Genomic DNA, 25,095 nt, shown 5'->3' on the forward strand with positions numbered 1-25,095 from the left:
TAACAAAGAATAATTTTTTATATTTGAAAATTAAATAGAATAAAAATGACAATAAATCAACTAGCAGATAGTGCTCTTGAATATTTAAAGGGATTTTTTCCAGATGCAGATAAAATACAGTTAGAAGAGATTGAAAAAACAGATGATAATTTATATTGTTTCATTACTTTAAGTTATGAGTCATCTGATATTCCTGAACCGACTAATTCTTGGCTGATAAAAAAATCTAGAAAATTTAAAATCTTTAAAATCGATGTTGAGACTGGTGAAGTAAGGTCTATGAAAATTCGTGATTTAAAAATATGAATTTAGAAAATCTTGTAAAAGATTTGAGGAATAAGCTAATAACGCTTGATTGTAACGTACTTTTGCTATTAATAATTGGAAGTGTAGATAAAAAGCATATTAGTAACTTTAAAAGAACTTCAATGTTCACCGAAGAACATTATGACATCTTAATAAAATTAATATCTAATAGTCAAATATTATTAACTCCAAACGTAATTACTGAAGCTAGTAATTTATTAGAATCTTATAGTTATGACAAGCAAAAAGTTGGTTTAAAATTCCTTAAAAATATATGTGCAAATATTCCCGAATCTTATGAAAAGTCAGTTAAACTTGTAGAACTAGAAATTTTTAATAATTACGGTTTATCTGATAGCTCTGTTTTCAACCTTTGTAAAGTTGGCGCAATTGCAATTACAATTGATTTTAATTTGTATATAAGCTTATTAAGCAATAATTTAGGAGTGATTAATTTTAATCATCTAATTTTTGGACAGAACTAACAACTTCCGCTAACATCGTATTGGCGAAATGGCGGGATAAGGGAGAAATTGAAAGTTTCTCCTTTTTCTGTCGCAACAGCCTTTTATATTTCCTTTTTTTATAAATTTAGAAAATAATAAAAGGCTGTTGCTTAGCTTAGTGCAAAATTGAAAGTTTTGGCTTTCTAATCCGCCACTATCGCCAATACGCGGCCCGAAGTACGAAATGCGAAGTACGAATTATGAATTAAGAAATGAGAATTTTGAATTATGAATTTTTTGGGTGGTTTTCGTTCATAAATATTTTATTTCATCACAAAATCACTCAAACGCTTCAAACACTCAAACCCTCAAACTCCCAAACCGTCCCACTTCAATTTGTCGCACAATTTTTGTAAATTTGATATTCACACAAAAAATTTCCCTATGAAACTTGGCGATCTTGCGAAGGAACTTAATATTTCCACCAAAACGTTGATTAAATTTATTCAGGATTTTGATCTTGAACTTTCTGAATGTTTAACGACCAACTTCGATGTGATGGAAGATTTCGTGAAATTTGCAAGAGAAAATGTAAACTTTCTAAAGAAATATGAAGAAGATTTAATGAAGCAGAAATCCGTTCAAGATATTGCCGAAAACATCAATCAACCCACAGAAAAAGTTGAAGAAATCATCAAAACCGAAAAACCAATAGTTTACGACAACGGATTATACCGATCTTCAGTTTCAAGTTATGGTATCGATAATAAATTAGGCGGAAATTACCAATTTGTCTATGACTATTTCGGCAAGAAAACAAGTTTGGCTGAACGTGATTTCATCGGTTATCGCGACTTGTTTTTCTATATTCGGGAAACGCTTGAACCCTTTCTAAATCCCAATCAACTAAAAGATTGGGGAATTCATAAACCTGCAGGAATTATACTTTACGGTCCTCCCGGAAGTGGCAAGATTTTTTGGGCAAACAAAATTGCGGAGATTATTAATTACAGTTTTAAAGAAGTCAAAAAATATTATTTGGGAACTTCATTTGTTAATGGAAACAAAACCAGTTTCAACGATTTCCTCGTTCAGATGATGAAGGAAGAAAAGGTTTTACTTTTCATGGAAGATTTTAACGAAATCATGACTTTCAGAAATGAGGAAAAATCGGTTTCTTCCTTCGATGAGGAAACAAAGGATATTATCTTACACTATATTGGTCATTTTGAGGAAGAGGATCTTTTGATGGTCGGTTCGGCAAATACGCTATATAATATTGACAGAGAAATTCTCGCTCCCGGAAGATTTGATGTGGTAATCCCGATATTTCCACCCAATGCAAGAGAACGTTCACAGATGATTTTGTATCACATGACGGAAAGTCTTTCCGATGATGCCATGTTGATGAAGATTTTGGTGAAAAACAATGCGGATCATTTACCTTTTTGGGAAGATGTTTCTAGCAAGATGAAAACCTTTTCAAATACCATGATTATTGATTTCACCCAAAGTTTAAAGAAAAGAATCCGAAGCAGTTACCAAAAGAACAACAACGAAAATATTAAGATCGATCAATCTTTATTGGATGCATCTTTACGCGACGCATCATCAAAATTAACAGAAGAATATTTGAATCAAGTTGCCCAATTTATCCACGATGTCTCGGTGAACAATGCCGATAATTTCAACAGCAGAATTCAGGCATTACGATACGAACTTGATAATTATAAAGTGATCGAAGCACCAAGAAAATCGATTGGTTTTACACATAATGATGACGGAAAATAGTTTCTAAAAACTACTTTTTCGTCTTTTTAGGGACTTTTAATCCTGCTTGTTCCGCTTCTGAAATTCCGATTGCGAGGGCTTGTTTTCTTTCGGTAACTTTGTCGCCGGAAGATGATTTCAATGTTCCTTCTTTGAATTCGTGCATTACTTCACCGATTTTCTCCTGTGCTTTTTTGGAATATTTTCTGGTTGACATCATTTAAAATTTTTGTGATTGATGTGTTTTCAACAGCCAAGATTTTGCCAAAGAAACTCCCAAAAATACCTTTAACAGAAATTAATTTCTTTATCTTTGGAATTCTTATTTTAATTAAAACATGAAAAAACTCGTTCTGTCTTTGGCGATTATTGCTTCTGTTTCGGCATTTTCGCAGGAAATTACTTTGGATAAAATCTATTCCGGATATTATCGCGGGAAAAACATTGCAGGAATCGCGTCCTTGAAAAACGGTGAAAATTATGCGGTCATCGAACAGGGCGGAATTGCAAAATATTCCTATAAAACCTCGCAAAAAGAAGGAAATATTGTGGATGGAAATTTTCAGTCCTACATCTTTAATGACGACGAATCCAAAATTTTGTTGCTAAAAGAAAGTGAACCTATTTACAGACATTCCTTTCTCGGAAAATTCGATGTTAAAGATTTGAAATCGGGAAAAGTTTTAAGCCTAAATAACGGAAATTTTGTTCAGGAGCCGACTTTTTCTCCGGATGGAACCAAAGTCGCTTTCATTGTCGACAATAATCTTTATTATCAGGAATTGAGTTCAGGAAAAATTATCCAAATTACGAATGACGGAAAGAAAAATTCAATATTAAACGGACTTGCTGATTGGGTTTATGAGGAAGAATTCGGACATGCAAGACAATACGAATGGACGAAAAATTCTGATGCGATTGTTTTTGTAAAATCGGATGAATCGGAAGTTCCGGAAATGTACATCCCGATTTATGGAAAGCAGCTCTACCCTTCTGAAATGCGTTTCAAATACCCGAAAGCAGGCGAAAAAAATTCGATTGTTTCCGCACAGCTTTTCCGTCTCGATTCAGGGAAAACGACTCCTTTAAATTTAGGAAGTTTCAAGAATTATTATATTCCAAATGTTTACAAAACGGCGAAAGCGGATGAAATAATGTTGATTACTTCAGACAGAATTCAAAATGCTTCCGATGTTTTAAAGGTAAATACCAAAACAGGAAATATCACGAAACTTTTCACAGAATCAGATGATAAATGGGTCGATACAGACAATGTGACTTTAGAATTTTTGGCTGACAATTCCTTCATTTGGGGAAGCGAAAGAGACGGGAACCGCCATCTTTATTGGTACGACCAAAACGGAAAATTGAAAAAACAAATTACCAAAGGAAATTGGGAAGTCACTGATTATTACGGATTTAATCCAAAAACAAAAGAAGTTCTCGTACAAACCACCGAAAAAGGTAGCATCAATAAAGTAGTTTCGAAAATCAATATTGAAACCGGTAAATCCACGTTGCTTTCTAACGCTGAAGGAAATAACAGTGCGAGTTTCAGCGGAAATTATAATTATTTTATCGAAACTTCTTCTTCTGCCAAAAAACCTTACACCTTTGTTCTAAAGGATGGAAACGGAAAGACGATGAAAGAACTTCAAAACAACAACGAACAACTGAAAAAATTAGAAGCCGACAACTTCGTGACCAAAGAATTTTTCACGATTCCAAACGAAGCAGGAGATCAAATGAATGCTTACATCATGAAACCTAAGGATTTTGACCCAAATAAAAAATATCCACTTTTCATGTTTCAATATTCTGGGCCAGGTTCTCAGCAAGTTTCTAATTCTTGGGACGGTGGAAATGGACTTTGGTTCAATCATTTGGTTCAAAAAGGATATATCGTAGTTTGTGTAGATGGTCGTGGAACAGGTTATAGAGGAACAAAATACAAAAAAGTAACCTATAAAAATCTAGGAAAATACGAAATTGAAGACCAAATTGCTGCTGCAAAATGGTTAGGAAATCAATCTTATATTGACAAGTCTAGAATTGGTATTTTCGGATGGAGTTATGGTGGTTATATGGCAAGTTTAGCCATGACAAAAGGTGCAGATGTTTTCAAAGCTGGAATTGCGGTAGCGCCAGTTACCAATTGGAGATATTATGACAGCATTTACACCGAAAGATTTTTACAAACTCCACAAGAAAATCCTGAAGGTTACGACCAAAATTCACCTACAACTTTTGCGAAATTATTAAAAGGCAAATTCCTTCTCATTCACGGAACAGCTGATGACAACGTACATTTCCAAAATTCTATGGAATTTTCTGAAGCATTAATTCAAAATAATAAGCAGTTTGAATTTATGGCATACCCAGACAAAAATCACGGTATTTATGGCGGACAAACCAGACCTCAATTGTATAAAAAAATGACTGATTTTATTTTAGAGAATTTGTAAAAAGTTGTACACTTAAAGATAAATTAAAACCGCAGAAGAAAATTTCTTTTGCGGTTTTTTATGGGCGCTTATCAATGTCTTGGTTTCCTTGGAAAACAGCATTTATCCTAATTAATTTTCTGTTTTCATCAACTTGATAGAAAATAATATACGGATATTTTTTAAGAGGTAAACCTCTGAAATCTTTGTAATACCTTTGAAAAAAAGGATTTTGCTTGATTTTTTGCAGAGTTTGCTCATAATCTGTCACGAAATTTTGTGCAACTTTTAGAGAAGCTTCTTTTTTATAATATGAAACAGCTTCTTTAATATGAGATTTTGCTAAAGACGAAATCCTAATTTTATAGGTCATATTCTTTCTCTAATTCAGCTAAAAATTCATCATGGTCTTGAAATTCAGAATCATCTAAATTTTCTTGACTGTCTAATATTTTTTTATGATTTTCAGTGAGTTTGAACGTTTCTTGTTTTGATGAATTCTTACTTTCTTTGGAAATGTATTTTTTTTTCAAGAAATCAATATAGTCATTCACATTCCCTAAAAGTTCTTTGGGAAGTGTCTTTAGATTTTTTTCTAAATCTTTCATTGTGATTTCCATTTTTTTAGAATTTATTTTTACCAAAGTTAGAAAAATTTTTAATTTCATTTAAAAATCCTATTTTTGGGAAATATCAATTTAAAATATGGAAAAATCGACCGCAAAACATCCGAAAGGATTGCCTTATCTGTTTTTTACCGAGATGTGGGAACGTTTCGGATATTATTTAATCCTCGGAATTTTCGTGCTGTACATGATCGACCCCAAAGAAACCGGTGGATTGGCTTTTAACGACAAAAATGCAGACGACATTTTCGGAACTTTTATCGCACTCACCTATCTAACCCCGTTTTTGGGCGGATTTTTGGCAGACAGAGTACTCGGTTATGTTAAAGCAATCTATATTGGTGGTGCTTTGATGGGACTTGGATATATTGGATTGGGAGTTTTCAAGGAATTATCGATGTTTTACGTTTCGATGGGATTGATTATTCTCGGGAACGGATTCTTTAAACCAAGTATTTCTACCCTTTTAGGAAATCTTTACGAAGAGGAACCGTACAGAATGAACAAAGATGCAGGTTACAACATTTTCTATATGGGAATTAATATCGGTGCTTTTGCGTGTAACATTATCGCCGCCTTTATGAGGAATAAATTTGGTTGGGGTGAAGCGTTTATCACAGCCGGAGTGGGAATGTTCATCGGTTTGATTATCTTTTCTCTTGGAAGAAAACATATTATAAAAGCCAACATTATGAAACCTGTTCAGGAAGGCGACACCAAAATTTCTGATGTATTGGTTAAAGTTTTCTTGCCTGCAATTGTTGCGGGTGTGATTGGTTGGATGATTCCGGGAAATATTTTCGGAAGTGATTCTACCGATGCCTTTATTTTTGCCTGTTTACCGGTGATTTATTTCTACGTCATGCTTTGGGTAAAAGCGAATGCGGAAGACAAAAAACCAATCGGCGCTTTGTTGGCGATTTTTGCTGTGAGCTTAATGTTTTGGGCAGTTTTCAAACAGAACGGAACGGCGTTGACAAGATGGGCAAATTATTACACCGACAGAAGTGTTCCTGCAGCAATAGAAAAACCTTTGGAAGCCATTTATTTAGTGGATGCTAAAGATTATCAAACCAAGGAGGTGAATGTTTACGACAATCAATATCAAGCACAAAAAGACGAATCAGGAAATCCAATCAAAGAACAGGGAAAAGATATTTATTTCCGAAATGTTTCGCCTGAGAAAAAAGCGGTGATGGAAGCTAATCCGAGCGAGAAAGTCTATCTTTATAATACTGAATTATTTCAATCAGTGAATCCGTTTTGGGTAATTGTTTTAACGCCAATTGTCGTAGGATTCTTCATGATGCTTCGCAGAAAAGGAAAGGAACCTACAACGCCGAGCAAAATTGTTTTAGGATTGTTTATTTCCGCACTTTCCTGTTTGGTGATGGTGGGAGCAGTTTACGCAGGTGATAATGGCGCCGTGAAAGTTTCCGCATTATGGCTTGTTTTTGCTTATGGCGTGATTACCGTGGGTGAATTATGCCTTTCTCCGATGGGACTTTCCTTGGTCTCCAAACTTTCTCCGCCGAGAATTACCGCTTTGATGATGGGTGGATTTTTCCTTTCGACCTCTATTGGTAATAAATTATCGGGAGTTTTAGCAAGTTTTTGGTATGATTACGAAAACAAGGCGAATTTCTTCATCGTAAATTTCGGATTATTGCTTCTTGCGACACTTCTCGGATTATCAATTCTGAAAAGATTAAACAAAATCATGAAGGAAAAAGGAGTAAATTAAATGTAACTCAATAAAATAACCAAAAAGTGCCGAAGAAATTCGGCACTTTTTATTTTCAAAACCTAAAATAATCGCTCTTCAATTCAGAAAAAAAACTATATTTGTTGGTCTTAACAAAAATTAACAATTAAAAAATATGGATACAGCAGTGCAAAAAGGACACCCGAGAGGACTCTACCTTCTGTTTATGACAGAAATGTGGGAACGTTTTTCCTACTACGGAATGCGGGCAATTTTCGTGTTATACATGGTGAAAATGCTTGCTTTTGATGATGCAAAGGCATCTGAAATTTATGGAAGTTACACAGGTTTGGTTTACCTTACTCCACTTTTGGGTGGTTATCTTTCGGACCGTTTTTTAGGAAACAGAAGAAGTATTGAAATCGGAGGAATTTTGATGGCGATAGGACAGTTTTTAATGTTCTTCTCTGCTGCAAGTTCGGGAGCGATGGCGATTACCTTGATGTGGATTGGTCTTACTTCGCTCATCATCGGAAACGGGTTCTTTAAACCAAATATCTCCACGATGGTGGGACAACTCTATCCAAAAGGAGACCGCAGAGTTGATGCTGCTTTCACCATTTTCTATATGGGAATTAACTTGGGAGCATTTTTCTCGCCGTTGATTTGTGGAACTTTGGCAGAAAAAATTGACTTCAAATGGGGATTCCTTGCTGCAGGAATTGGGATGGTGATTGGTTTATTTACCTTCATTTTACAAAAAAACAGATTACTTGTTGACCAAGACAATAAACCTATCGGTATGCCATCTAAACCATTTGGTATCACGCAAATCGGAATCGTTTTGTTAGCCATTGCAGTAATTTTCTTTTTCATGAACTTCAAAACGATGTTCAACAGTGATTTAGATATTATTGGTTATTTGATTTATGGAGCGATGATTGTGATGCCCTTAATTATTTTAACCGACAAATCTTTAACAAAAGACGAACGCGACCGAATCATGGTGATTTTCATCCTTGCTTTTTTCGTGATCTTCTTTTGGGGCGCATTCGAACAGGCAGGAGCTTCATTGACCATTTTTGCAGACCGACAAACCGACAGAAACCTTTTCGGTTGGGAAATGCCTGCAAGTTATTTCCAATCGGTGAATCCTTTGGCAATTATTCTTTTAGCGCCTTTATTCTCCTCATTGTGGCTCAATTTAGGAAACAGAGGAAAAGAACCTTCTTCGCCTAAGAAAATGGCAATTGGTTTGGCTTTGGTTTCATTAGGATACGTTGTAATTGCATTTGCTGTTTACGGATTAGGAATTGCTGACAAAGTTTCAATGTTTTGGTTAATAGCACTTTACGTAATTCACACGATGGGGGAACTTTGCTTGTCACCAATTGGATTATCGATGGTGTCTAAACTTTCACCTATCAGATTCTCCTCTTTATTAATGGGAACTTGGTTCTTGGCAAACGCAGCTGCGAACAAATTTGCAGGAACTTTGTCTGCATTGATTCCAGGTGGTGGAGAAAATGGTGAAGCAGCTAAAACCACTTCATTTTTAGGTTTTCAAATTGCAAATCTTTTCGATTTCTTTATGGTATTCATCGTAATGTGTGGTGTTGCAGCTGCAATTCTATTCGTTTTGAGCCGTTGGTTGGAAAAGAGAATGCACGGAATCAACTAATTTTTAAAAAAACTTAATTTATCATAAAAACCACTGAATATTCGGTGGTTTTTTCTATTTTAGTGCGTTGGTTTGCCAAAAAGCGTTGTGAGCGCTAACAACGCTCAACATCAATTATCAATTATTAATCATCAATTATGAACTTAACCCTCGAACAAATACAGGATTTCAAAGGAAAATATCCACGACAAATTTGGTCTCTCTTTTTCTCCGAAATGTGGGAACGTTTCTGCTTCTATGGAATGCGCGGAATGCTCGTTTTCTTCATGATTTCCGAACTAAAATTTGGCGACCAAAAAGCAAATTTGCAATATGGTGCAACTCAAGCTTTCGTTTATGCATTCACTTTTGTGGGCGGACTTTTTGCGGACAAGATTTTAGGATTTAGAAAGTCTTTGTTTTGGGGCGGACTTTTAATGATTGTAGGAAGTTTAATTCTAGCCTTTGAACCCCACCAATTTTTCTTTTTAGGAATTGCTTTTACTGTTGTTGGAACAGGTTTCTTTAAACCAAACATTTCCACCATGGTCGGTAAACTTTACAAATCAGATGATGCAAGAAGAGATGCAGGATTTTCGTTGTTTTACGCAGGAATTAATCTTGGTGCACTTCTCGGCGGATATTTGTGTATCGCGATTGGAAAAGGCGAAATGCTTTCCTCTGTAATTCCCGAAAACAAAAGATGGAATGTCGCCTTCGGATTGGCAGCAATCGTAATGGTGATTTCCTTGATCAATTTTGTTTTCACTCAAAGAAGAATGGGACCAATTGGGTTAGCTCCCCAAAAAATATTGGCCGATGGAACCAAAGTTGCGCTCGAAAAATGGAAGGAATATGGCGTTTATGTCTTGTCTTTAATCTTCGTTCCATTGATTATGGTGATGGTTTCCGTTCCTGAATATACCGATTATTTCATGTGGACAGTTGGACCTTTAACGCTGATTTATCTTTTCTACGAAATGTCAAAAGTAAATTCGTCAGAACGAAAAAAACTTTGGGCAGCGTTGGTTTTCATTGTATTCTCAATCCTTTTTTGGGGAATTTATGAACAATCGGGCGGTTCATTGAGTATTTTCGCCGCAAAAAACTTAAATAAAGATTTATTTGGACTCGACCCAAATGGAGTAAATAATTCAGGAGGCGCATTTTTCATTATTTTCCTCGCTCCATTGGTTGGACTTTTATGGGTTTGGTTGAGCAAAAGAAGATTAGAACCAAACACTTTAATAAAATTCGGACTTGGATTTATTTTCCTTGGTTTAGGTTATTACGTTTTGTTCGCAACCAAATTTTTCGCCAATTTACAGGGAGTTACCTCATTGAATGTTTTCACCATCGCACTTTTGGTCATTACTTTTGGTGAATTGTGTCTCTCTCCTATCGGTTTATCGATTATGACGAAACTTTCCACCGAAAAATTGCAGGGAATGATGATGGGAATGTGGTTTCTCGCTTCAGCTTACGGACAATATGTTGCAGGAATTATCGGCGCAAATATGGCGACCGCAAAAGAAGGTGCATCAAACATGGATGCACTGATCGCTTATACCGACGGTTACAAACAATTGGGAATTTACGCCTTAATTGCAGGTGTGGTCTTAATTTTGATATCTCCGATGGTGAAAAAACTCATGCAGGAAGTTAGGTAATATAATTCTTCTCGTAGGGTAAAATCGTGATTTCTCCATGAAACTAATTTCAAATCATTTTTAACAATCGCATCAAATGTAAATCCAATATAAGATGAAGAAAATTGCCTTTTTATTGTTCGCATTGTTTGCTGTTTTAAGTTTTTCACAAGTCAAGTGGATGACCTTGGAACAGGCAATTGCAGCGCAGCAAGAAAAGCCAAAAAAAATCTTCATCGATTTTTATGCAGATTGGTGCGGCCCGTGTAAAATCATGGATAAAAACACTTACGGACATCAAGAAATCGCCAATTTTTTAAACGAAAATTATTATGCCGTAAAGTTTGATGCGGAAGGAAAAGAAAGCGTAACAGTTTTTGGGCGAATATTTTCGAACCCCGAATTTTCAAGCGGAAAAAAGAGAAATTCCATGCATGATTTCACAAAGTTCATGAACGTAAATTCAGTTCCATCGATTGTTTTTCTTAACGAGCAAAGCATGCCGATTACGAATATCAACGGTTTTCTCACTGCAAAAGAACTTGACCCTTATTTAAGAATTATTTCGAGCGATGAATATAAAAAATTTAAATCCCGTGCAGAATGGGAAAATTATCAACGCAAGATGAAATCGACAATTAAGGAATAACTGTTGCACATGATTTCTATTAATGCAGCTTGCAAAGGAAATTATAGTTGATATTCAAAAGTATTTTAAAGTTCCAAACCTTAAAACATAGACTTTCAATTTATTTGGAAGTCTTTTTTATTTTCACGAAATTCGCTCGTTATCAAAATGCACTATTTATTGCGAAGCAAATTAACCATTGACACTTGATTCATCCATAGAATTCTTAAAAGGAATCGGTCCCGAAAGAGCCAAATTCATCAGAAATGTTTTGGGAATTTCCACTGTGGAAGATTTGCTGACTTTTTATCCGTTGCGATACATCGATAAAAGTAAAATCCATAAAATTGGCGCTTTACAGGAAGAACCCGATGCTGAAATTCAATTAAAAGGCAAAATCACCGACATTCAGGAAATCGGTTACGGAAAAGGTCAGAAAAGAATGACTGCAAAATTACGTGACGAAACGGGAACTTTGGAGTTGGTGTGGTTTCGCTATTCCAAATGGATGAAGGAGCAGATTCCTTTGAACCAAGAAATCTTCATTTTCGGGAAAGTAAATCTCTTCAACGGAAATTTTTCCATGCCGCATCCGGAAATTGAAATGGATGAGAAAAAGGCACTTTCAGGAACACTTCTTCCTATTTATCCGGGAAGTGAAAAATTGGCGAAAAGAGGAATCAACAATAAATTTTTTCAGAATACTTTAAGTGAAATCGTCAGAAATCTACCTTCGTTAATCGAAGAAAACCTACCTGATTCTTTAATGAAAAATTTAAAGTTAATCGGTCGAATCCCTGCTTTTTACAATATTCATTTTCCGAAAGATCTCAATCATTTTGAACATGCAAACCGAAGAATTAAGTTTGAGGAAGCGTTCTTTTTCCAATTAGGTTATGGATTAAAAAAGCAGCATCAGAAAACATCTGTCGTGGGAAATCCGTTTCCAAAAGTAGGTGAAAACTTTAAAAACTTTTATGAAAACAATATTCCTTTTGAATTGACGAATGCACAAAAGCGGGTTTTAAAGGAAATCCGGACCGACATGAAAAAACCGATTCAGATGAATCGACTTTTGCAAGGTGACGTTGGTTCAGGAAAAACGATGGTCGCACTCCTTTCCATGCTGATTGCGATGGACAACGGTTTTCAAAGCTGTATGATGGCTCCAACTGAAATTTTGGCGCAGCAACATTTCAACGGAATTTCCGAACTTTTAGAACACACCAATATCAAAGTCAGATTGTTGACCGGTTCTACAAAAACTTCCGAACGGAAAATCATTCACGAGGAATTATTGAGCGGCGAACTTTCTATTTTAGTCGGAACTCATGCTGTTTTAGAAGATATCGTTCAGTTCAAAAATTTGGGTTTAGCAATTATTGATGAACAGCATCGTTTCGGAGTCGCACAGAGAGCGAAACTTTGGGCAAAAAATAAAATTCCGCCACATATTTTGGTGATGACGGCAACTCCGATTCCGAGAACTTTGGCGATGAGTTTTTACAGCGATTTGGATGTCTCTATAATCGATGAAATGCCGGTTGGAAGAAAACCCATTATTACTGCTCATCGACGGGAAAAAGACCGACTTTCGGTTTTCCGTTTTGCAAAAGAAGAGATTGATAAAGGGCGACAAATTTATTTCGTTTATCCATTAATCGAAGAATCTGAAACTTTGGATTACAAGAATTTGATGGAAAATTTCGACCATATTTTAGAGTTCTATTCAGAATATAATGTCACGATGCTTCACGGCAGAATGCGTCCCGATGAAAAGGAAGCCAACATGAAATATTTTGCGTCGGGAAAAGCGCAAATTATGGTCGCAACAACCGTGATTGAAGTCGGCGTAAATGTTCCAAATGCTTCGGTGATGATTATAGAAAGTGCGGAAAGATTCGGACTTTCACAACTTCATCAACTTCGTGGTAGAGTTGGTCGCGGTGCGGAACAGAGTTACTGTATTTTGCTGACTTCCGACAAACTTTCCAAGGAAAGCAGAACCCGAATTAAAACCATGACTGAAACTAATGACGGTTTCAAAATTTCAGAAGTCGATATGCAACTTCGCGGACCGGGAGATATTTTGGGAACACAGCAAAGCGGTGTTGTCGATTTTAAAAAATTGGATTTGGTTGCAGATGGAAACATTATTAAAACTGCAAAATCTGCGGTGGAACATTTAATTAAGAGCGATCCGCATCTTCAAAATCCCGATAATTTTTCTTTAAGAAATTATTACGTGAAGCAATACAAAGGAAAAAATAAATGGGGACGGATTTCGTAAAATTATTTACCAAAACACACGGTTTTACAAATGAAATAGATATTTTTGTTCTCATGAAGAAATTCACCCTACTACTCTTTTCACTTCTTTTTATGACCGTTTTCTCACAGTCGAAACTTACGGTTTTGCAAGCAGGAAGCGAATCCCCAATTTTCAATGCAACTGTTTATTGTGGAAAAAATGTTGTGGGGAAAACCAACAGTCAAGGTGTTTTAGAATTCAAAACAAAATGTAAGAAAGTGGATGTAAAAGCCACTGGATTTTACGAAAGTGACGTGGTCGTGGATAAAGTGATGGAAATTTCTTTAACTAAAGTCGATCCGAAAACCCATTCCATTGAAACCGTGATGATTAATGATAAAAGTGATCCACGAGCTTTGGAAATTTTGCAGAAAGTCAACGATAATTTCAAAAATAATTCACCGCAAAGTTTGGATTCCTACGCTTTTAAATCTTATGAGAAAATATCATTGGATTTTGATGAAGACAGCATCAAGCATTACAGCAATTCCCTGAATCAAAAAATAGATTCCCTAAAATCTCTTCCAAAAAAAAACCAGCCCGAAAAAGCCAAAAAAGATTCTATCGAAAGTGTAAAAGTGATGAAACTTTTCACGAAAAGTAAACTTTTCCTTTGGGAAAGAGCCTCGGAATTTCTTTATTCGCAAAAATATGGCGAAAAGATAAATATTTTGGACAACAGAATTGCCGGATTAAGGGAACCCGTTTATGAATTGATGGCGTTAAGATCCAACAGGAATCGAATTCCACGTGAAATTCGGGAAGAAAACAGGTCGCTGTACCGATTCTTTTTAACCGACAGTATCGATATCGACGGGAGGAAAAACTTTGTTATCCGTTTTCGCGATGCGGGAATAAAAAAACCAGTTCCACAAAGAAAATTCAACGGTTATATTTATGTAGATGCAGAAACTTACGGCCTGAAAAAAATCGAAAGCAACAGCAACAAAAAAAGCGAGGGAAGTATTACCAGTATTTGGACGCCGATTCACAACAAATGGTTTTTGGCAAAGGAAAATCTGAAGATGAGAATGGGCATGACTTATATGGATGAAAAGTATAAAACCGATCAAAAAACTGGCAAAAAAGAGGAAGTTAAAAATCGTAAAGGTTTTGGGAACTACGTTTTTTTAACTGCTGATTATTTTGATTTTCAGACTCCGATTCAGGAAAAAAAGAAAGATTTTGAAGGTTATTCCATGTCGGTGAAAAACGCTGATGGAAGCACGCTGGACAAATTTCGAACAGATTCTTTGACTTTGCGCGAGAGAATGACTTACAACAAAATCGACAGCGTTGGTAAAAAATATAATCTCGACAACAAAATCAATATTTTTACTGGCTTGATCAAAGGAAATGTTCGTGTTGGAAATGTAGATTTCGACGCTTCACAGATTCTTAAATACAATCAATACGAAGGTTTTCGATTAGGTTTGGCTGCAAAACTCAACGAAAAATTTCATCCCTATATTTCTCCCGACGCTTATTTCGCCTATGGTTTTAAAGATGAAGCCTGGAAATATGGAGCCGGAATTGATGTAAAAACCACCTTAAGAAAAAATTCGTTTTTCCGTGCCGAATATTACCACGATGTCATGGCTGCCGGAAGATTCAACGAAAATCTATGGAACTTCAGGATGAAAATCATGAATTCCGGAGTGGATTTGAATAACGACCGTTTTTATCAATATGAAGGCTTTAAGGTTTCCTACCAAAATGATTTAAGCAACGCTTTGACAATGGTTATTTCGGCAAAACGAGACCAGGAAGAAGCCAAATTTAATTACAGTTTTATGAATTTGGGGAAACAGTTTACTAATTTTTCAACTCAACTCACGTTAAAGTATGCGCCCCGTTCCAAAAATATTATGACTCCTTCTGGAAAGTTTACCTATGAACAAAATTTCCCAGAATATTTTTTGAATTACGAGCAGGGAATTCAGTCTTTCGGTGGTGATTTCAATTACAGCCGTTTTGATATTCTTGCGCAGCACCGCTTTAAAACCGACATTGGAGTTACCGGAGTTCGCGCTTATGCAGGCTTGGTTTTGGGAAAGACGCCGATTTGGAATCAGTTTGCGATGAACGGTTTAGGAAACGGTGAAAACAGTTTGAATTTCAACCTTACCTCTTTCCTCGGTTTTGCAACGATGGAAGGTGGAAAATATTACAGCGACAAATTTGCAGGCTATTATTTTACGCACCGAATTCCGTGGTATTTTAAAACTTTTGGGAAGAATATTTCGAGTTTTGACATGGTTTACCGTGGCGTAATCGGCGAAATGAAAAATCCGGAATACCATCAGTTTGATTTCCAGAAATTGGATCATCTTTATCAGGAAGTTGGTTTGGAGTGGAATAATTTTGCTGGCGTTCCGCTGAATCTTGGGTTTTTCTATCGTGTTGGTTATTATGCAACTTCCCAGTTTAAAGAGAATTTCGGTTTACAGTTAAAGTTTAATTTTTTAGGATTCTAATGATGAAAAACATTCAGATTAAGGCATCTCAATTTTTTGAGTTATTGAAAGCTTCCGACACTTCCATGTGGGAAATTTTCTCGCAAATGATTGATGGCGCGGAGAAAGAAATCATTTTTTTGGATGACGAAGAAAAAGTCCTCTTCCATTATATTTTGCCCGAAACAATGGAAAAGCTCAATAATGACCGGGAAAAATTTGCGAAAGAATATTCAGAAAAACTTTCTGGATTAAATTAGTTTTGCAAAAATAATTCGATGGTTTTTGTCGCTTCGAGAACATCGTGAACCCTTAAAATTTTTGCACCTTTTTGTAAAGTTTTTAAATGAAGTTTTTGAGTTTCCTCATTAATTTCCAAAGGCGATTTTCCCAGCGGTTTGTAAATGAAAGATTTTCTGGAGATCCCGACTAACAAAGGATATCTTCCAAATCCAATGAATTCTAAATCGTCAATCATTTGATGATTTTGTTCCACCGTTTTTCCGAAACCAAAACCAGGATCTAGAATAATATCTTTCACTCCGAAACTTCTCAATTGCTGAATTTTTCCCGAAAAATATTTGTTGAGACTGATAATGATATCTTCTTGAATTATTTTTTCATGCATCGATTCGTAGGTTAGATTGACGTGCATCAAAATGTATGGAAGTTGCGTCTCTCCTACTGTTTTAAACATTTTATCATCGTAATTTCCACCAGAAATATCATTCACCATATCGATTCCTTCATTAAAGCCAAATTTCACCACTTCGGCATAAAATGTATCTAAAGAAATCAAAGCTTCGGGAAATTCCTTTTTAATTTTTGAAATCACAGTTCCAATTCTTGAAATCTCGTCTTCAGCTTTTAAAAATTCAGAATTGGGTCGAGTTGATTGCGCACCGATATCAATAATTTCAGCACCATCTTTCAACATTTTTTCGGTTTGAACTAAAGCCGACTTTTCTTCATTAAATTTTCCACCGTCTGAAAAAGAATCAGGAGTAACATTGAGGATTCCCATGATTTTCGGGGAAGATAAATCGATGAGTTTACCGTTCAAGTTCATTGAATGATAATCGATGAATGATGATTTGTTCTGCATTATACAAATTTAGGAAATTACTTGCTTTGATACTCCTATCTTGCAGCTTCCCTCTTCCACCTTCCATCCAAATTTCTTACCTTTGAAACATTAAGAAATTTATGACAAGAACAGCACTACAGTTTGATGAAGTAATCAGAATTTGCAGGGACTTATTCAGCAATAAACTTACTGATTATGGGGCTTCTTTCCGAGTTTTAAGAACTCCGTCGTTAACGGACCAAATCTTCATTAAAGTAAAAAGTTTACGCAATTTCCAGACCACCAGAATCTCAAAAGTCGGTGAATCGGAAGAAGAGAATTTCATTGCCATCGTCAATTATTCCATCATCGGACTGATTCAGCTGGAGAAAGGTTTTGCAGATGATTTTAAGCAGGATAGAAATGAAATTTTAGATTTATACGACAAATTCGCACACAAAGCCAAAGAACTGATGATGAATAAAAATCATGATTACGGTGAAGCGTGGCGCGATATGCGGATTTCTTCTATCACGGATTTAATTTACCAGAAAGTTCTTCGAACCAAACAAATTGAAGACAACGCAGGAACAACGTTGGTTTCCGAAGGAATCGACGCGAATTATTACGATATGTTGAACTATGCCGTTTTCTGTCTCATTAAACTTTCCGAACAAAAAGAAGAATTTAAACCGAAGTTGATTTAGAAGATGGAAGCTGGAAGAATAGTGCTACAATTTCCAACTTCAAAACTTAAACTTGAAAAAAAAAAACATGAAACATATTTTACGAATTATCATCGCCCTAATTTTCATCGCCTCTGGTTTTGTAAAAGCGGTGGATGCAGTTGGTTTTTCCTTCAAATTGGAGGAATATTTTTCGTCTGCTGTTTTCAATATGCCTTTTTTTGAGAAACAGGCTTTAGCAATTGCTATTATTGTTGTTGTATTAGAATTAGTTTTAGGCTTTTTTCTTTTAATGAAGATGCGTTTAAAATTCACGCTTTCTGCATTGATTGCGTTGTGTGTTTTCTTCGGATTTCTAACCTTTTATTCAGCCTATTTCAATGTGGTGACCGATTGTGGATGTTTCGGCGATGCGCTGAAATTTACACCATGGCAAAGTTTCGTAAAAGATATTGTGCTTCTTTTAGGGTTAATTATTTTGTGGATTTTATACCGAAAACATTTCAATGAACCTGAACAGAAAAGCACTTTCAAAAAATACGCCTCAGCTTTTGCTTTTTTAACCATGGTTTTTGTTATCAATTGGGGAATTTCACACGAGCCATTAATAGATTTTAGACATTATAAAATTGGAACTGATTTAAATGTTGAGAAAGCAAAAATCGCCAAAAATCCATCTGAATATAAAACGTTCTACTCTTTAAAAAACGAGAAAACAGGCGAAGTCATCAATATCAATCAAGACGATTATGTAAATAAAGAGGAATATTGGAAAGAAGGTTCGCCCTGGAAAATCGAAGAGGGAAAAACCACTTCCAAAATCGTGAAACAAGGTTATGAATCAGAAATTGCTAAGTTCAAACCTGAAAGTTCAGAAGGAATGGATTTAACGGAGGAAATCCTGAAAGCTCCAAAAGCAGTTTTAGTTTTCGCCTACCATCCTGAAAAAGCCGACAAAAATATCTTGGCTAAAACGGAAGCTAAAGTTAATTCAGAAAAAGATGCTTTAGTTTATGGAGTTTCCACCAATCCGAATACTTTTAAAACCATAAAAAATGCAATGATGGACGGCACTGCCATAAAAACTATTGCGAGAAGTAATCCTTTTGTCTTAACTTTACAGAACGGAAAAATCGTGGACAAAAAATCTGCGGAAGATTATTTAAAAAAATAATTTCCTCAACATTCTGAAACAAAATCAAACTATTTCAAACAAAATCAAACTAAAAATTCAATGCAAAAATCAAATAAATCAATCGCAGGTTATCACCTTTTAATGATTCTTTCTTCTGTTGATGGCGAGTTCGCTCCCGAAGAAGGAATGAAGGTTCAGGAATATCTTGCCGAAGAATTTCCGTTTAAAATGAATTTAGACAACGAACTCGATATCATTGCAACACTTCAACCCGAAGAATGGAAAGACCATTTCGAGTTCCATGCAAGATGTTTCTACGATGATTCTACCGAAAAGGAAAGAAAAGATTTTGCCCAGTTTGCAAAGTCGCTCATCAAAGCGGATGACGAAGTGACGGAAAGAGAGCACCAGTTCTACATTCTTTTGAAAAAAATGTGGAATTTGGACTAAATCTGGTCTTTCAAACTATTTCAAATAAAATCAAACCATTTCAAACCTAGAATAAAATGAGAAGAAAAATCGTAGCCGGAAACTGGAAAATGAACAAAGAGGTAATTGAGGCTCAACAACTGATGTTCCAAATTTTGGAGTACAAAAAAAATCATCCAACCAACTGCGAAGTTTGGATCGCACCGCCTTCACTTTATTTGATGATGGCCAAAGATTTATACGAAAACGACGAAGTGGGCGTTTTTTCACAAGACATGAGCGAACATGAAAGCGGAGCTTACACCGGAGAGATTTCTGCATCCATGTTAGAATCAATCGATGCGACCGGAGCAATCATAGGACATTCCGAGAGAAGACAATATCACGGCGAAACCGACTCTCATTGTAACAGAAAAGTAAAATTGGCTTTAGACAAAGGCCTAATTCCAATCTACTGCAACGGAGAAACTTTGGAGCAAAGAAAATCCGGACAACATTTGGAAGTGGTGAAAAATCAAACTGAAGTCGCTTTGTTTACACTTTCTGCCGACGAAATTAAAAAAGTAGTAATCGCTTACGAACCAGTTTGGGCAATCGGAACGGGAGAAACTGCAACTCCTGAACAAGCGCAGGAAATTCATGCACACATAAGAAATCTAATTGCAAACAAATACGGAAAAGAAGTTGCAGACGAAGTTTCCATTATTTACGGCGGTTCGGTAAAACCTGACAATGCCAAAGAAATTTTTTCTCAACCCGATATTGATGGTGGTTTGATTGGTGGAGCCGCTTTGAAAATAGATGATTTCTCGAAAATTATTGAAGGGTTTAATTAAAAGAGCCAAGTGAAAAGAGCCAAGAGCCAAGTTGGTAAATGGTGTTCTTCGCAGTCAATTCGTTTTGCTGTAAATTTAGAAATGATAATTTTTCATTCTTCAATCCAACAAAAAATCTGTGCAATCTGCTAAATCAGCGAGCGTTTTTTCGTATCAATGAAGAATTTATTTCTTGCAGATAACGCAGATTAAAAGCAAAAAAATCACGCAAAATTTGCGTGATTTTTCTATTATTTGTTGATAACTACTTCTCTGTTTTTCTTTCCAAAACTTCATCCACCATTCCGAAATCTTTTGCTTCAGTGGAAGTCATCCAATAATCTCTGTCGGAAGCTTTCTCCACCCATTCGTAAGTTTGTCCCGAATGATGAGAGATAATGTCGTACAATTCTTTTTTAAGTTTCAGCATTTCGCGCAAATTAATTTCCATGTCGGAAGCAACACCTTGCGCTCCACCTGAAGGTTGGTGAATCATCACACGAGAATGTTTCAACGCAGAACGTTTTCCTTTTTCACCTGCAACCAAAAGAACTGCACCCATTGAAGCCGCCATTCCCGTACAAATTGTGGCAACATCTGGTTTGATGATTTGCATGGTGTCGTAAATTCCTAAACCTGCATAAACACTTCCGCCCGGAGAATTGATGTAGATTTGGATGTCTTTCGACGCATCAGAACTTTCAAGGAAAAGCAACTGTGCCGTCACAATATTTGCAACTTGGTCGTCAATTCCCGTTCCGAGGAAAATAATTCTATCCATCATTAAACGTGAGAAAACGTCCATTTGAGCAACGTTCAAACGCCTTTCCTCCATAATGTATGGGGTAAGATTGGTCGGGTTAAACATTCCCATGTATTGGTCGGTTACCAATCCGCTGTTTCCTAAATGTTTTACAGAGAAATCTCTGAAATCTTTTTTTATGTCCATTTTATAATTTTTGTTTCAAGTTTCAAGTTTCAAGCTTCAAGATTCAAGTCTCGTTTCTCCAACCTCCAAATCTCTTGTATCTTCTAAGGTTTTATTTTTACAATTTTTCCGTCTTTTATACTGACGATTTCGGAATTCATTTTCCTTTTGAATTCGAGCATTTTCTGATAGGATTTTTCAGGACCTTTCAATATAAATAACTACCTATTTCTTTTTCTAAAATCGGCAGACTTTCGGTTAAAACTGACCAAATCAACTCATCCGAAATAAAATCATAGGCATGAATAATTCTGTTTCGCAAACCAATTATTTTTCTTGAATCCGTAATGGGAAAATTTTCATCTTTCTTTAAAATCCTATTGACTGCTTCACCAATGATTTCAAAATTTCTCTCAACTGCTCTTTTGGTTTTGATGTCGTTTTGATATTTTTCAAAATCCAAATCTTCATCAAAATAACTTCTTATTTCATAAATTCAATTCTGGATATCAAAAAGCCAAACTTTAATTTCATTATCCATAAACCAATTCCTTTTGCTGATTAATGCTTTCAATGAAATAAGGATTTTTCAATGCTTTTTCTTCCAATAAATCTACATTTCTTTTCAGCAAATCTTCCAATGAAAATTTTAGATTAAAATAATTATCAGCGTAATCTGAAAGATTGATTTCCTTGAAATTCACCAAAAAATCGATGTCGCTTTCTGCATTAAATTTCTCCGAAAGAACCGAACCGAAAACATATAAACTCGCAACTTGATGAGTTTCACAAAGTTTAATAATTTCATTGATGTTTCCTAAATTCTTCATCTCTCAAATTTACACAAACAATATTCCACAACCAAAAATCCGACAATCTGTCATAAAATGCGGAATAATTTTTCGTCGAGTTCTTTTCTTAATTGATTAAGGTTGATGATTTTTTTGTAGGTTTCTTCATTGTTTTCAGTCTCTGAAAGTTCGGTTTTCATTTCACCTATAATTTTCATGATGTATTCTCTTTTGTGGCGGAAAATCACATCCTGCACAATTTTCGGAACCACCTCTTCTTCTTTGCTGAAAAAAATCTGATGTTTTTCCCAATTGCTCGTTTCATAAGGTTCTACCAATGCATCGGCAATTTTTCCCGAAATATTTTCATCCATTAAAGTCATAAAGAAATTTCCTGCACGAAGTTCATTTTTCGCAATTCCCTGCTTGATTTCCTCAATAATTTTTTGGTTTAAAGGAGACTGAATTTCACACGAATCTTCTTCCAAATGTGTTATTATTTCTTCAATAACCGTAATTTGATAAGCATTCTCATCTTCATCTTTTCTGTCCAAAATTCGGTCACCATATTTCAGCATTAATTCCACCAATTTTTCCTCTAAAACCAAAAGTGGATTGACGGAAATAAAAGGTTCAGTCACTTTTTCCAACTTTGGCTGAGCTTGGGTTTCCTGCCTTTGTTGCGGAGAAACTTGCTGACTTTTGATTTGCTTCTGAACATTCAACTCATTAAAAAGCGACTGTTCTGATAGTCCGAATTTGGTGGAAACTTCCTTTAAATAAACTTCCTGTTTTAAAGCATTTTGAACGAATGCCACCGATTTAACAATATCTCGAATCGATTCCGCCTTTTTTATCGGGTCGTCTCCTGCTTCTTTGAGTAAAATTTCCGCCTTGAAATCGATGAAATCTTTGGCTTCATTTTTAATAAAATCTTCCACAAATTCCTGCGGATGTTTTCTTGAAAAAGAATCGGGGTCATCACCATCAGGAAAAAGCAAAATCCTAATGTTCATCGCCTCGGAAAGTAACATATCGATGCTTCTGAAACTCGCCTTAATTCCCGCCGCATCACCATCAAAAAGTATCGTTACATTTTCTGTCAAACGTTTGATCAACTTGATTTGTTCTACCGTCAAAGCCGTTCCTGAACTTGAAACCACATTTTCAATTCCCGCTTGATGAAGTGCAATCACATCCATATAACCTTCCACGAGCAGACAAAGATTATTTCTTGAAATCGCCTGTTTTCCTTGGTTTAAACCGTACAGAACGTTTGATTTATGGTAAATTTCGGTTTCGGGAGAATTGAGATATTTTGCTGTTTTGACATTATTTCTAAGAATTCTCGCACCAAAACCCAAAACCCTTCCCGAAAAACTGTGAATCGGAAAAATTACTCTTTCTCGGAAACGGTCGATTCCATTCGGAGAATTTTCAGGGAAAATAGAAAGTCCCGATTTTTCTAAAATTTCTTTGGAATAGCCTTTGTCTAAAGCAAATTCCGTAAAAGCATTTTTTTGTTCAGGCGAATAACCCAACTGAAATTTTTTAATAATTTCATCACGCAGTTCTCTTTCCTTAAAATAAGAATATCCGATTGCTTTTCCCTCATCGGTTTCAAAAAGTTGGTTTTGGAAGAAGTCATTCGCAACTTCATGAATTTTATACAGTAATTCTTTGTCGGTTTGTTGCTGCTTTTCTTCCTCGGTATATTCACGTTTGTCTTCTTCAACTTCGATTCCGTATTTTTTTGCGGCGTGTCGGAGTGCTTCAGGATAGGTGAAGTTTTCAATTTCCATTAAAAAAGAAATCGCTGTTCCACCTTTACCCGAAGAGAAATCCTTCCAAATTTGTTTGCTTGGGGAAACTACGAAACTCGGCGTTTTTTCATCATGGAACGGACTCAAACCTTTGAAGTTTGAACCTGCCCTTTTCAATTGCACATATTCGCCGATGATTTCTTCCACCCGAATCGTGGAAAAAATTTTATCGATGGTCTGTTTGGAAATCATTCTTCAAAAATAAGGATTTTGCGGGAAGATGGAACATCATTCCATTTAGTTTGGAACTAAATAATTTAACGCAAGGACTTTTCACTCAGCAATTGAGTTGAATAAAAAAAATTCTCAGCACATGACAAAAAATATCATATATAAAACTATTTGTTAATGAAACTTTTCAGAACTAAATAATTAAATTTGACAAAAATTAAAAATGAAAAAATCGGTTTTGTTTTTATTACTTCTTTTTTCTTTGGTTGTTTTCGCACAGAAAAAATACGTTCTCGTCATTCATGGCGGCGCAGGAACGATTACCAAAGAAAATATGACCGCTGAAAAAGAGAAAGCCTACCGCGAAAAATTAACCGAAGCGCTGAAAGCAGGTTTCGCCGAAATTCAGAAAGGAAAATCTTCCGTTGACGCAGTTGCAGCATCCATCGTTATTTTGGAAGATTCTCCACTTTTTAATGCAGGAAAAGGAGCCGTTTTTACCGCGGATGGAAAAAATGAACTCGACGCTTCAATTATGTTTGGGAAAGATCAATCAGCGGGAGCAGTTGCGGGAGTTCATACGATTAAAAACCCGATTAAAGCAGCGATTGCGGTGATGGAAAAATCCGAACACGTGATGCTTTCGGGAAGCGGTGCAGAACAATTTGCTAAAGAACAAGGTTTGGAAATCGTGGATCCACAATATTTTTGGACCAAAGACCGATGGGATGGTTTGCAAAAATTGAAACAAAAAGAAGCCTTAAAGAATTCAGGAAAAACTTCTCAAAATAAATTACCCGAATCTTACGAAATCGACCAAAAATTTGGAACCGTTGGTGCGGTTGCTTTAGACAAAAACGGAAATATTTCCGCAGGAACTTCTACAGGCGGAATGACCAATAAAAAGTGGAACAGAATCGGTGATTCTCCAATTATCGGAGCAGGAACTTACGCAAATTCACAAGTCGGAATTTCAGGAACAGGATGGGGCGAATTTTTTATTCGTTCCACCGCTGCAAGAACGGTTTCTGCCAAAATGGAATATCAAAATAAAGACATTAAAACTGCCACCCAAGAAACGATTGACATCATTGGAAAAATGGGCGGAGACGGCGGTTTGATCGCTTTGGATAAAGACGGAAATATGGCGATGCCTTTTAATACTGCGGGAATGTATCGCGGTGCGATAACGGAAAATGGCGAGGTTGAAATCAGCATTTATAAAGACGATTTAAATACTGTCAATGAAA

At 35.8% G+C, this 25,095-nt stretch carries 23 protein-coding genes and 1 pseudogene; 16 read left to right on the plus strand and 8 right to left on the minus strand.

The features are described from left to right. The first annotated feature begins 45 nt into the window (after window positions 1–45). The 3 genes from J4771_RS02920 to J4771_RS02930 all read left to right on the plus strand — a co-directional run bounded on the left by J4771_RS02920 (window position 46) and on the right by J4771_RS02930 (window position 2,543). The gene (locus tag J4771_RS02920; protein WP_224136242.1) at window positions 46–306 is read left to right on the plus strand and encodes a hypothetical protein; all 261 of its coding nucleotides are present in this window, start codon (window positions 46–48) and stop codon (window positions 304–306) included. Further along, window positions 303–791: a PIN domain-containing protein gene (locus J4771_RS02925; protein ID WP_224136244.1), complete on the plus strand. Its 489-nt coding sequence runs from the start codon at window positions 303–305 to the stop codon at window positions 789–791. The genes J4771_RS02920 and J4771_RS02925 overlap by 4 nt, the downstream gene beginning before the upstream one ends. 405 nt (window positions 792–1,196) lie before the next feature. Beyond that, the gene (locus tag J4771_RS02930; RefSeq protein ID WP_224136246.1) at window positions 1,197–2,543 is read left to right on the plus strand and encodes an AAA family ATPase; all 1,347 of its coding nucleotides are present in this window, start codon (window positions 1,197–1,199) and stop codon (window positions 2,541–2,543) included. Between the two features lie 10 nt (window positions 2,544–2,553). Here J4771_RS02930 and J4771_RS02935 read toward each other — a convergent pair whose 3' ends face one another. Beyond that, the gene (locus tag J4771_RS02935; RefSeq protein WP_224136248.1) at window positions 2,554–2,742 is read right to left on the minus strand and encodes a DUF6496 domain-containing protein; all 189 of its coding nucleotides are present in this window, start codon (window positions 2,740–2,742) and stop codon (window positions 2,554–2,556) included. Window positions 2,743–2,860: 118 nt separating this feature from the next. On the opposite strand from J4771_RS02935, the gene J4771_RS02940 reads away from it, so the two are divergent. Further along, window positions 2,861–4,987, plus strand: a complete 2,127-nt coding sequence (locus J4771_RS02940) for a S9 family peptidase (protein ID WP_224136250.1) — start codon at window positions 2,861–2,863, stop codon at window positions 4,985–4,987. 58 nt (window positions 4,988–5,045) lie between these two features. Here J4771_RS02940 and J4771_RS02945 read toward each other — a convergent pair whose 3' ends face one another. Beyond that, window positions 5,046–5,339: a type II toxin-antitoxin system RelE/ParE family toxin gene (locus J4771_RS02945; RefSeq protein ID WP_224136252.1), complete on the minus strand. Its 294-nt coding sequence runs from the start codon at window positions 5,337–5,339 to the stop codon at window positions 5,046–5,048. Continuing rightward, complete coding sequence (locus J4771_RS02950; RefSeq protein ID WP_224136254.1) at window positions 5,329–5,634, minus strand: DUF2281 domain-containing protein; 306 nt, start codon at window positions 5,632–5,634, stop codon at window positions 5,329–5,331. The genes J4771_RS02945 and J4771_RS02950 overlap by 11 nt, the downstream gene beginning before the upstream one ends. A 37-nt stretch (window positions 5,635–5,671) precedes the next feature. Between J4771_RS02950 and J4771_RS02955 the strand changes: the two genes are divergently transcribed. From J4771_RS02955 to J4771_RS02985, 7 genes are all read left to right on the plus strand, one after another. Next, on the plus strand, window positions 5,672–7,336 hold the full coding sequence (locus J4771_RS02955) for a peptide MFS transporter (RefSeq protein ID WP_224136256.1): 1,665 nt from the start codon (window positions 5,672–5,674) through the stop codon (window positions 7,334–7,336). Between the two features lie 136 nt (window positions 7,337–7,472). Next, window positions 7,473–8,978 (plus strand): peptide MFS transporter, encoded by a 1,506-nt coding sequence (locus tag J4771_RS02960; RefSeq protein ID WP_224136258.1) that lies wholly within the window; start codon window positions 7,473–7,475, stop codon window positions 8,976–8,978. 137 nt (window positions 8,979–9,115) lie between these two features. Further along, complete coding sequence (locus J4771_RS02965) at window positions 9,116–10,627, plus strand: peptide MFS transporter (protein WP_224136260.1); 1,512 nt, start codon at window positions 9,116–9,118, stop codon at window positions 10,625–10,627. 94 nt (window positions 10,628–10,721) lie between these two features. Next, window positions 10,722–11,255, plus strand: coding sequence for a thioredoxin family protein (locus J4771_RS02970; RefSeq protein WP_224136262.1), 534 nt, complete (start codon window positions 10,722–10,724; stop codon window positions 11,253–11,255). Window positions 11,256–11,433: 178 nt separating this feature from the next. Next, on the plus strand, window positions 11,434–13,524 hold the full coding sequence (recG, locus tag J4771_RS02975) for an ATP-dependent DNA helicase RecG (protein ID WP_224136264.1): 2,091 nt from the start codon (window positions 11,434–11,436) through the stop codon (window positions 13,522–13,524). Continuing rightward, entirely contained in the window at window positions 13,506–16,022 is a 2,517-nt protein-coding gene (locus tag J4771_RS02980) for a DUF5686 family protein (protein WP_224136266.1), read from the plus strand. Before recG ends, J4771_RS02980 begins: the two co-directional genes overlap by 19 nt. A 2-nt stretch (window positions 16,023–16,024) precedes the next feature. Then, complete coding sequence (locus J4771_RS02985; RefSeq protein ID WP_224137755.1) at window positions 16,025–16,261, plus strand: hypothetical protein; 237 nt, start codon at window positions 16,025–16,027, stop codon at window positions 16,259–16,261. On the opposite strand, the gene folP is transcribed toward J4771_RS02985, so the two are convergent. Beyond that, on the minus strand, window positions 16,258–17,106 hold the full coding sequence (gene folP, locus J4771_RS02990) for a dihydropteroate synthase (RefSeq protein ID WP_224136268.1): 849 nt from the start codon (window positions 17,104–17,106) through the stop codon (window positions 16,258–16,260). The two genes, J4771_RS02985 and folP, sit on opposite strands and share 4 nt — an antisense overlap. A gap of 101 nt (window positions 17,107–17,207) precedes the next feature. Between folP and J4771_RS02995 the strand changes: the two genes are divergently transcribed. The 4 genes from J4771_RS02995 to tpiA all read left to right on the plus strand — a co-directional run bounded on the left by J4771_RS02995 (window position 17,208) and on the right by tpiA (window position 20,153). Continuing rightward, complete coding sequence (locus J4771_RS02995; RefSeq protein ID WP_224136270.1) at window positions 17,208–17,774, plus strand: DUF1599 domain-containing protein; 567 nt, start codon at window positions 17,208–17,210, stop codon at window positions 17,772–17,774. Between the two features lie 67 nt (window positions 17,775–17,841). After that, window positions 17,842–18,927, plus strand: coding sequence for a BT_3928 family protein (locus J4771_RS03000; protein WP_224136273.1), 1,086 nt, complete (start codon window positions 17,842–17,844; stop codon window positions 18,925–18,927). Between the two features lie 60 nt (window positions 18,928–18,987). Further along, window positions 18,988–19,338, plus strand: a complete 351-nt coding sequence (locus tag J4771_RS03005) for a tellurite resistance TerB family protein (protein WP_224136275.1) — start codon at window positions 18,988–18,990, stop codon at window positions 19,336–19,338. Between the two features lie 56 nt (window positions 19,339–19,394). Then, the gene (tpiA, locus tag J4771_RS03010; protein WP_224136277.1) at window positions 19,395–20,153 is read left to right on the plus strand and encodes a triose-phosphate isomerase; all 759 of its coding nucleotides are present in this window, start codon (window positions 19,395–19,397) and stop codon (window positions 20,151–20,153) included. A gap of 244 nt (window positions 20,154–20,397) precedes the next feature. Here the strand turns inward: tpiA and clpP are convergent, their stop codons facing one another. The 4 genes from clpP to dnaG form a co-directional block, all read right to left on the minus strand. Continuing rightward, window positions 20,398–21,081 (minus strand): ATP-dependent Clp endopeptidase proteolytic subunit ClpP, encoded by a 684-nt coding sequence (clpP, locus tag J4771_RS03015; protein ID WP_224136279.1) that lies wholly within the window; start codon window positions 21,079–21,081, stop codon window positions 20,398–20,400. A gap of 187 nt (window positions 21,082–21,268) precedes the next feature. Then, a complete protein-coding gene (locus tag J4771_RS03020) occupies window positions 21,269–21,523 on the minus strand; it encodes a HepT-like ribonuclease domain-containing protein (protein ID WP_317196368.1) in 255 nt (84 codons plus the stop codon). A 70-nt stretch (window positions 21,524–21,593) separates the two neighbouring features. Next, complete coding sequence (locus J4771_RS03025) at window positions 21,594–21,890, minus strand: nucleotidyltransferase family protein (RefSeq protein ID WP_224136282.1); 297 nt, start codon at window positions 21,888–21,890, stop codon at window positions 21,594–21,596. A 50-nt stretch (window positions 21,891–21,940) separates the two neighbouring features. After that, the gene (gene dnaG / locus J4771_RS03030; protein ID WP_224136283.1) at window positions 21,941–23,866 is read right to left on the minus strand and encodes a DNA primase; all 1,926 of its coding nucleotides are present in this window, start codon (window positions 23,864–23,866) and stop codon (window positions 21,941–21,943) included. A gap of 202 nt (window positions 23,867–24,068) precedes the next feature. Here dnaG and J4771_RS03035 point away from each other — a divergent pair. Further along, window positions 24,069–25,070, plus strand: a pseudogene (locus J4771_RS03035) (isoaspartyl peptidase/L-asparaginase family protein); the annotation flags it as partial. Window positions 25,071–25,095 lie beyond the last annotated feature (25 nt).

This window comes from Candidatus Kaistella beijingensis, from assembly GCF_020084865.1.
Taxonomy (GTDB): Bacteria; Bacteroidota; Bacteroidia; order Flavobacteriales; family Weeksellaceae; genus Kaistella; species Kaistella beijingensis.

Excerpts from the sequence above, each read along its gene's own strand:
- J4771_RS03025 (WP_224136282.1), bottom strand. The coding sequence starts at position 21,890 with ATGAAGAATTTAGGAAACATCAATGAAATTATTAAACTTTGTGAAACT.
- J4771_RS02995 (WP_224136270.1), top strand. The coding sequence starts at position 17,208 with ATGACAAGAACAGCACTACAGTTTGATGAAGTAATCAGAATTTGCAGG.
- J4771_RS02925 (WP_224136244.1), top strand. The coding sequence starts at position 303 with ATGAATTTAGAAAATCTTGTAAAAGATTTGAGGAATAAGCTAATAACG.
- J4771_RS02930 (WP_224136246.1), top strand. The coding sequence starts at position 1,197 with ATGAAACTTGGCGATCTTGCGAAGGAACTTAATATTTCCACCAAAACG.
- J4771_RS02970 (WP_224136262.1), top strand. The coding sequence starts at position 10,722 with ATGAAGAAAATTGCCTTTTTATTGTTCGCATTGTTTGCTGTTTTAAGT.
- J4771_RS02940 (WP_224136250.1), top strand. The coding sequence starts at position 2,861 with ATGAAAAAACTCGTTCTGTCTTTGGCGATTATTGCTTCTGTTTCGGCA.
- dnaG (WP_224136283.1), bottom strand. The coding sequence starts at position 23,866 with ATGATTTCCAAACAGACCATCGATAAAATTTTTTCCACGATTCGGGTG.
- J4771_RS03005 (WP_224136275.1), top strand. The coding sequence starts at position 18,988 with ATGCAAAAATCAAATAAATCAATCGCAGGTTATCACCTTTTAATGATT.
- J4771_RS02980 (WP_224136266.1), top strand. The coding sequence starts at position 13,506 with ATGGGGACGGATTTCGTAAAATTATTTACCAAAACACACGGTTTTACA.
- clpP (WP_224136279.1), bottom strand. The coding sequence starts at position 21,081 with ATGGACATAAAAAAAGATTTCAGAGATTTCTCTGTAAAACATTTAGGA.
- J4771_RS02960 (WP_224136258.1), top strand. The coding sequence starts at position 7,473 with ATGGATACAGCAGTGCAAAAAGGACACCCGAGAGGACTCTACCTTCTG.
- J4771_RS02955 (WP_224136256.1), top strand. The coding sequence starts at position 5,672 with ATGGAAAAATCGACCGCAAAACATCCGAAAGGATTGCCTTATCTGTTT.
- J4771_RS02965 (WP_224136260.1), top strand. The coding sequence starts at position 9,116 with ATGAACTTAACCCTCGAACAAATACAGGATTTCAAAGGAAAATATCCA.
- J4771_RS02945 (WP_224136252.1), bottom strand. The coding sequence starts at position 5,339 with ATGACCTATAAAATTAGGATTTCGTCTTTAGCAAAATCTCATATTAAA.
- J4771_RS02935 (WP_224136248.1), bottom strand. The coding sequence starts at position 2,742 with ATGATGTCAACCAGAAAATATTCCAAAAAAGCACAGGAGAAAATCGGT.
- folP (WP_224136268.1), bottom strand. The coding sequence starts at position 17,106 with ATGCAGAACAAATCATCATTCATCGATTATCATTCAATGAACTTGAAC.
- J4771_RS02950 (WP_224136254.1), bottom strand. The coding sequence starts at position 5,634 with ATGAAATTAAAAATTTTTCTAACTTTGGTAAAAATAAATTCTAAAAAA.
- tpiA (WP_224136277.1), top strand. The coding sequence starts at position 19,395 with ATGAGAAGAAAAATCGTAGCCGGAAACTGGAAAATGAACAAAGAGGTA.
- J4771_RS03000 (WP_224136273.1), top strand. The coding sequence starts at position 17,842 with ATGAAACATATTTTACGAATTATCATCGCCCTAATTTTCATCGCCTCT.
- J4771_RS02985 (WP_224137755.1), top strand. The coding sequence starts at position 16,025 with ATGAAAAACATTCAGATTAAGGCATCTCAATTTTTTGAGTTATTGAAA.
- J4771_RS02920 (WP_224136242.1), top strand. The coding sequence starts at position 46 with ATGACAATAAATCAACTAGCAGATAGTGCTCTTGAATATTTAAAGGGA.